Source organism: Pseudomonas sp. NPDC087639, from assembly GCF_044743385.1.
Classification (GTDB): domain Bacteria; phylum Pseudomonadota; class Gammaproteobacteria; order Pseudomonadales; family Pseudomonadaceae; genus Aquipseudomonas.
The window spans coordinates 25,453-32,395 of sequence record NZ_JBIUWI010000045.1 but is presented as its reverse complement, the minus strand read 5'-3'; the positions used below and the strand labels follow the sequence as shown (position 1 = coordinate 32,395).

Annotated in this window: 5 protein-coding genes and 1 pseudogene; 5 read left to right on the top strand and 1 reads right to left on the bottom strand. The window is 59.3% G+C overall.

What is annotated here, in order from left to right; all coding sequences use genetic code 11:
• Positions 1-624, top strand: a 624-nt coding sequence (gene pyrF / locus ACIOVB_RS18660) for an orotidine-5'-phosphate decarboxylase (RefSeq protein WP_401270173.1), incomplete at its 5' end; no start/stop codon positions are given.
• A gap of 127 nt (positions 625-751) precedes the next feature.
• Here pyrF and ACIOVB_RS18655 read toward each other — a convergent pair.
• A complete protein-coding gene (locus ACIOVB_RS18655) occupies positions 752-1,756 on the bottom strand; it encodes an NADP-dependent oxidoreductase (RefSeq protein ID WP_187677827.1) in 1,005 nt (334 codons plus the stop codon).
• Positions 1,757-1,996: 240 nt separating this feature from the next.
• Between ACIOVB_RS18655 and ACIOVB_RS18650 the strand changes: the two genes are divergently transcribed.
• The 4 genes and pseudogenes from ACIOVB_RS18650 (at position 1,997) to ACIOVB_RS18635 (ending at position 6,423) form a co-directional block, all read left to right on the top strand.
• Positions 1,997-2,758, top strand: a complete 762-nt coding sequence (locus tag ACIOVB_RS18650) for an SDR family oxidoreductase (RefSeq protein ID WP_401270170.1) — start codon at positions 1,997-1,999, stop codon at positions 2,756-2,758.
• Between the two features lie 188 nt (positions 2,759-2,946).
• Complete coding sequence (locus ACIOVB_RS18645) at positions 2,947-4,347, top strand: PLP-dependent aminotransferase family protein (protein WP_401270167.1); 1,401 nt, start codon at positions 2,947-2,949, stop codon at positions 4,345-4,347.
• A 108-nt stretch (positions 4,348-4,455) separates the two neighbouring features.
• Positions 4,456-5,562 (top strand): annotated as a pseudogene (locus ACIOVB_RS18640) (HAMP domain-containing protein); the annotation flags it as partial.
• Positions 5,542-6,423, top strand: coding sequence for a methyl-accepting chemotaxis protein (locus ACIOVB_RS18635; RefSeq protein ID WP_401270200.1), 882 nt, complete (start codon positions 5,542-5,544; stop codon positions 6,421-6,423). The pseudogene ACIOVB_RS18640 and the gene ACIOVB_RS18635, both read left to right, overlap by 21 nt.
• The last annotated feature ends 520 nt before the right edge of the window (positions 6,424-6,943 follow it).

Sequence of the window (6,943 nt, the reverse complement as noted above, 5' to 3'; positions counted from 1 at the left end):
CAGTTGGACCCGAAACTGTGCCGGGTCAAAGTGGGCAAGGAACTGTTCACCAGTTGCGCCGCGGAAATCGTCGGCACCCTGCGTGACAAGGGTTTTGAAGTGTTTCTTGACCTGAAATTCCACGACATCCCGAACACCACTGCGATGGCCGTCAAAGCCGCTGCCGAGATGGGTGTGTGGATGGTCAACGTGCATTGCTCCGGTGGCATGCGCATGATGGCAGCCTGCCGTGAAGAGCTGGACAAGCGCAGTGGCCCACAACCGCTGCTGATCGGCGTGACGGTGCTGACCAGCATGGAGCGCGAGGATCTGGCCGGTATCGGTCTGGATATCGAACCGCAGGAGCAGGTATTGCGTCTGGCGGCACTGGCCGAGAAGGCCGGGATGGACGGACTGGTGTGCTCGGCACTGGAAGCCCAGGCCCTGAAAACCGCACATCCGTCGCTGCAACTGGTGACCCCGGGGATTCGTCCGGCGGGCAGCGCGCAGGACGACCAGCGTCGCATTCTGACCCCGCGTCAGGCGCTGGATGCCGGTTCCGATTACCTGGTGATCGGCCGCCCGATCAGCCAGGCGGCGGATCCGGCCAAGGCGTTGGCCTCCGTAGTGGCCGAAATCGCCTGAAAGCCCGAACGCAAAACCCTGTAGGAGCTGGCGCAGCCTGCGATCTTTTGATCTTGCCCGTGTTTTTTGAATAGGCCGGTATCGCCAAAAGATCGCAGCCTTCGGCAGCTCCTACAGTGGTTGTGAGTTAAACCTTCAACACCAACTTGCCAAAGTTCTCACCGCTGAACAGTTTCATCAGCGTCTCCGGGAATGTCTCCAGTCCTTCGACGATGTCTTCCTTGCTCTTGAGCTGCCCCTTGGCCATCCACCCGGCCATTTCCTGCGCGGCACTCGCGTACTGCGCCGCATAGTCCATCACCACAAAACCTTCCATGCGCGCACGATTGACCAACAACGACAAATAGTTGGCCGGGCCTTTTACCGCCTCTTTATTGTTGTACTGGCTGATGGCGCCGCAGATCACCACCCGCGCTTTCGGGGCCAGGCGACTCAGCACCGCATCGAGAATGTCGCCGCCGACGTTATCGAAATACACGTCCACACCTTTCGGACATTCACGCTTGAGCCCGGCCAGCACGTCTTCGTTTTTGTAGTCGATGGCGCCGTCAAAGCCCAGTTCATCTATCAGGTATTTGCTCTTGTCGGCACCGCCGGCAATGCCGATCACCCGGCAGCCTTTGATCTTGGCGATCTGCCCGGCAATGCTGCCCACCGCACCGGCCGCGCCGGAAAGCACCACGGTGTCACCAGCCTTCGGTGCACCGACGTCGAGTAAGGCGAAGTACGCGGTCATGCCGGTCATGCCCAGCGCGGACAAATACACCGGCAACGGCGCCAGTTTCGGATCGACCTTGTAGAAACCTCGCGGCTCGCCGAGGAAATAATCCTGCACGCCGATCGCGCCGTTGACGTAGTCCCCGACCGCGAACCCCGGATTGTTCGAAGCGATGACTTTGCCGACGCCCAAGGCGCGCATGACTTCACCGATGCCGACCGGCGGGATATAGGACTTGCCTTCATTCATCCAGCCACGCATGGCCGGGTCGAGGGACAGGTATTCGTTCTTCACCAGTATCTGTCCCGCCGCCGGTTCGCCCACCGGTACTTCCTGATAAGTGAAAGTCTCGCGAGTCGCTGCGCCCACCGGGCGTTTGGCGAGCAGGAACTGGCGATTGGTCTGGTTGGTCATGGCAGGCACTCGAGCTGAATGAAGCCTTGTTGATAGACCTTCAGCGGCGATGTCGCAAGGTTGGCTGATGCGGCGAATGCATTCCAATCCAGTGCAGTGATAGTTATTGGTGGGGTTCTATCACTGCGGCGCATGGGGGCATAAACAGCCTTCTGATAGTGCTGACGCCCGTCCACGCCCAATGGCTATGCTGCAAATCTCAAACTCTCTCCCTGCATCATTCCCTTCGAGGACATAACAATGAGCATGACGTTTTCCGGTCAGGTTGCTGTAGTCACCGGAGCCGCCAACGGCATCGGCCGAGCAACCGCCCAGGCATTCGCCGCCGAAGGCTTGAAAGTGGTGGTGGCCGATCTGGACGCGGCCGGGGGCGAGGGCACGGTTGCGCTGATTCGTACAGCCGGTGGCGAAGCGACTTTCGTGCGTTGCAACGTTACCGTCGAAAGCGAAGTAAAAAATCTGATGGACGAGGTGATCAATACCTACGGCCGTCTCGACTATGCCTTCAATAATGCCGGGATCGAAATCGAGAAAGGCAAACTGGCCGAAAGCTCGATGGATGAGTTCGACGCCATCATGGGCGTCAACGTCAAAGGCGTCTGGCTGTGCATGAAGTATCAATTGCCGCTGTTGCTGGCGCAGGGCGGCGGGGCGATCGTCAACACCGCATCGGTGGCGGGGCTCGGGGCGGCGCCGAAGATGAGTATTTACGCGGCGTCGAAACACGCGGTGATCGGTCTGACCAAGTCGGCCGCCATCGAGTACGCGAAAAAGAAAATCCGCGTCAATGCGGTGTGCCCGGCGGTAATCGACACTGACATGTTCCGCCGTGCCTACGAGGCCGATCCGAAGAAGGGCGAGTTCGCCAACGCGATGCACCCGGTAGGCCGCATCGGCAAGGTCGAGGAAATTGCCAGTGCAGTGTTGTACCTGTGCAGCGACGGCGCGGCATTCACCACCGGACATTCGCTGGCCGTGGATGGCGGCGTGACCGCGTTCTGAAAGGTTGCTGCTGAACAAAGCCCGCATTCGTGCGGGCTTTTTTTTGCGCCGCTTTCAGTTCCCTTAAACGGCTAAACAATGTGTATCAAAGGATTAGATCGGTCGCTTTTGGCGGCGTTGTCGCACAGCCTGTGCGACGTGGCTGTGATTTACTGCCGCCAGCAAAACGGACAGGAGTTTGCTTGCTCATGGAATTGAGAATTGATCGACAGGCAATGGTGCCGGTCGTGCAGCAGATTGTTGACGGACTAACTGACTGGATACTGCAAAGCGGAGTACCACCGGCCACCCGTTTGCCTTCCGTTCGGCAGATCGCCCGGGGCAATCTGCTCAGCCAGTCGTGTGTTGTCGAGGCTTGTGAGCGGTTGGTGTCGCAGGGCGTTCTGAGCACGCGTCAGGGTGCTGGTTTTATCGTGGCAGCGTCGCCTTCCAGGGAGGGCGCGGAGGACGAGTTGCTGTCAATCGAGGGGCGACATGCCTGGTGCGATGCGGTGTGCGGCGCAACAAGCGGATTGAAACTCGGTGGTGGTGGTTTGCCGGAGAGCTGGCGCGAGCCCGACGATCTCAGCTACGCATTGCGTGAAGTGGCGCGTACCGACATGGCCAGTCTGTTCAACTACAGCACGCCACTGGGCCTCGCGGCGTTGCGCGAGCAGATTGTCAAACGCCTCAAGCTATTCAGTATCGAGGCCCGCAGCACGCAGTTGTTGAGCACATGTGGTGCCAGCCACGCGCTGGATCTGATCGTCCGTACGTTGTTCAAGGCCGGCGACTGCGTGGTGGTCGAGACGCCCGGTTATGCGCCGCTGTTCGACCTTTTGCGCCTGCATGGCGTGCGCATGCTCGAAGTGCGTCGTACGCCCAGCGGGCCGGATCTCGAGGCGCTCGAGGTTTTGCTGCAACAGTTTCAGCCCGGCGCATTCTTCATCAACAGCCATCATCACAATCCCACCGGCAGTTGCCTGACGCCGGCGGTGGCTCAGCGGGTCATGCAACTGAGCAAACTCTACGATGTGCGCCTGATCGAAGACGATGTCTACGCTGACTTGCACACGGGTAACGGTGCGCGTCTGGCCGCACTGGATGACGATGGGCGTGTCATCTATGTGGGCAGTTTTTCCAAGACACTGAGTAGTTCGTTGCGGGTCGGTTTTGTGAAGGCCGACAGTAAGCTGATTGAGCAGCTGGCTCAGGTGAAGATGATCAGTGGCCTGGGAGGCTCGAGGTTTTGCGAGGCGGTGTTGACCAGTCTGTTGGCGACGGGTGCTTACCGCAAACTCGTAAACCGTCAGCGGCAGCGCCTGAATGCCGATCGCGCCGCCGCGCTGCAGGCGCTGGAGGACGCCGACTGGGAAGTATTCGGCAAGCCGACTGGCGGGTTGTTCATCTGGGCTCGTTCACGAATGACCGATCAGGCACAGGTGTATCAGCTGGCTCAACGTTGCGGCGTATTGCTGTCGACCCCTGATGCCTTCAGTCCCAATGGCGAGGCCGGCGATTGGCTGCGCATCAACGTGGCTTACGCCTGCGATCCGCGTGCCCGACAGTTTTTTCGCAATACCCGTTCGGATCGACCTCAAGTGTTCTGAAAACGACGCAGGCGTAGCTTTTTGCCATTATTCCGACGCCAGAGACTTGTGCTGGTTCATGGCCATTGCGACTCTTCGTCAACAGACTTTGGCAGGGGACTACGCGCAATGATTTCAGCCGTGCAAGGACGTTTTGCCAACCTCGGTATGGCGAAAAAACTGGGTATCGGGTTTGTGCTGGTTTTGCTGCTGACCGCGCTGGTGGCGGCCATTGGCGTCTGGTCCCTGCAAACCATCAGTCTGCGCTTCGACGGGCTGAAACAGATGTCCTCGCTCAATAGCAGCCTGCTCAAGGTTCGCCTGCTTGAGCAGGAATACGCCTTGCGCGGTAACCCGAAAACGGCCGATGCCTTGCGCGAAGGCGTGGATGGTTTGATGGCTCAGGCCAACGCGCTCAAGGCGCAATCGCCGGCCAACGTGCCGGTAATGACCGATGTCGAGCAATCGCTGGGGGCCTATCGCAAGTCGTTCGATGAGTTCGTCTCGTTGACCCAGGCCAAGGATCTGGCTTTGGAAATGGCCAGTTGGTCGGTCTCCAGTGTGGCCAACAACCTCGACGTGTTGCAGGCCGGGTTGGCCGATGACGGTGCGTATACCTTGAAGGACAGCGAGGGTAAGGACGGTGCGCAGTTCATCGAGCAGGCCAATCAGGTCAGTCAGGTGTCGAGGCTGATGCTGCAAGCGATGAATGAGGCGCGGATTCGTCTGGATCAAAGCCGCAAGGGCGATACCGACAGTGCGGGCAAGGGCAATATCGAACAGGCCGCCCAGGCACAGACTCAAGCCGAAGAGTTGAAATCCATGGTCAAGGATGAGGGTTATCTGACGGTGCTTAATGAGGTCTCCGGGCATATCGCCGGCTTCAACGACAAACTGGCCGAGTACACCGGGTTGCTGGATCAGGAAAAGACGGTGTACGAACAATTGCACCAGCGTGCTGCGCAAGTGGTGAAAAGGGTGGATCAGGCTTACGTTGCCGAAGACGCAGCCATGCAGGCGGAACTGAAAAAGAATTCGGTGTTGATTGTGGGCTCTTCGGCGCTGGCACTGCTGGTCGGGTTGATTGCGGCGTGGGTGATTACTCGACTGATCGTCGCACCGTTACGCAGTGTGATCACTGTTGCGCAGCGGATTGCGGCCGGGGATCTGAGCGCGACTGTCGAGGTGACCCGGCGTGACGAGATTGGCCAGTTGATGTTGGCGATGCAGCAGATGGGCGCAGGCCTCAGCACTATTGTCAGCGGCTTGCAGGCCGGTATCGAGCAACTGGCCAGTTCTGCGCAATCACTGTCGGCAGTGACCGAACAGACCAATCTTGAGGTCAGCAGTCAGAAGGAGGAAACCGAGCAGGTGGCCACGGCGATGAATCAGATGACCGCCACCGTCCACGATGTTGCGCGCAACGCTGAAGAGGCGGCGTTGGCGGCGCAGACTGCGGACGACAAGGTCGAGAGCGGTCAGCAGGTGGTGCGCCAGAGCATGGCACGGATCGAACAGCTGGCGGATTCGGCGACGTCGGCCAGTTCCAGCATCGAGAGCCTCAGTGCTGAAATCCAGAATATCGGTACGGTGCTGGAGGTGATCAAAAGTGTGGCAGAGCAGACCAATCTGTTGGCGTTGAATGCGGCGATCGAGGCGGCGCGGGCAGGGGAGCAGGGCAGGGGCTTTGCGGTGGTGGCGGATGAGGTTCGTGCGCTGGCCAGACGCACGCAGCAATCGACCGAGGAGATCGAGCGGTTGGTCAGTGCGTTGCGCTCAGCGGCGCATTCGTCGGTGCAGCAGATTCAGAGCAGTGGTGAGTTGGTGAAGTTGGCGGTGAGTGATGCGTTGCAGACGGAAAGTGCGTTGGGGAGTATTGCGGCGGCGGTTTCGTTGATTCAGCAGATGAATCAGCAGATTGCGGCGGCTGCCGAGGAGCAGAGTTCGGTGGCCGAGGAGATTAATCGCAGTGTGACGAGTATTCGCGCGAGTGCGGATCAGTCTTCGATTGCGATGCGCGGGAATGCGGCTTCGAGTATTGAGCTGGCGCAGTTGGGGGGGGAGTTGCGGGGGATGGTTGGGCATTTTCGGCTTTGAGCCTTGGCGGCCCTAGGGCCGACCAGGTTCATGGTTTTTTGTGAATATCCGTTTTTTGTGGTGTTGCGGATTACGGTTCCGCCCTTACGGCGGGTCACCTTTTCCAAACGCCGAAAAGGTAACCCAAAAGGCTTTACCCTGACGTTCGGCCCTCGCTGTGGCTCGGGTTCCTTCGCTACGGGATTGATCCGGGCGCATCGCCTCCGGTTTGCTGCGCTGCACCTCCTCTCGATGTGTTTGGCTTCGCCAAACGTTCGCTGCGCTCCCACCCCCGGATCAATCCCTCCACTCAGCCTTCCGACGGGCTTTAAGATCAAAAGCTGCACTCGAGCTAACGCTCATTGTGTTGAGTGGGGCGGCTTTGCCGCATGGGGCGCACACAAATTGAAACTGTAGGAGCCAGCCTGCTGGCGATGGCGGCCTTACAGCCGACCGGTCTCTGGCAGGGGGCATGCAGTTCACTGTAGGAGCGAGCCTGCTCGCGAACGCGGTTTATCAAACAACCCATCTCTTTCAGTCT

Excerpts from the sequence above, each read along its gene's own strand:
- ACIOVB_RS18655 (WP_187677827.1), bottom strand. The coding sequence starts at position 1,756 with ATGACCAACCAGACCAATCGCCAGTTCCTGCTCGCCAAACGCCCGGTG.
- ACIOVB_RS18650 (WP_401270170.1), top strand. The coding sequence starts at position 1,997 with ATGAGCATGACGTTTTCCGGTCAGGTTGCTGTAGTCACCGGAGCCGCC.
- ACIOVB_RS18645 (WP_401270167.1), top strand. The coding sequence starts at position 2,947 with ATGGAATTGAGAATTGATCGACAGGCAATGGTGCCGGTCGTGCAGCAG.
- ACIOVB_RS18635 (WP_401270200.1), top strand. The coding sequence starts at position 5,542 with ATGTTGGCGATGCAGCAGATGGGCGCAGGCCTCAGCACTATTGTCAGC.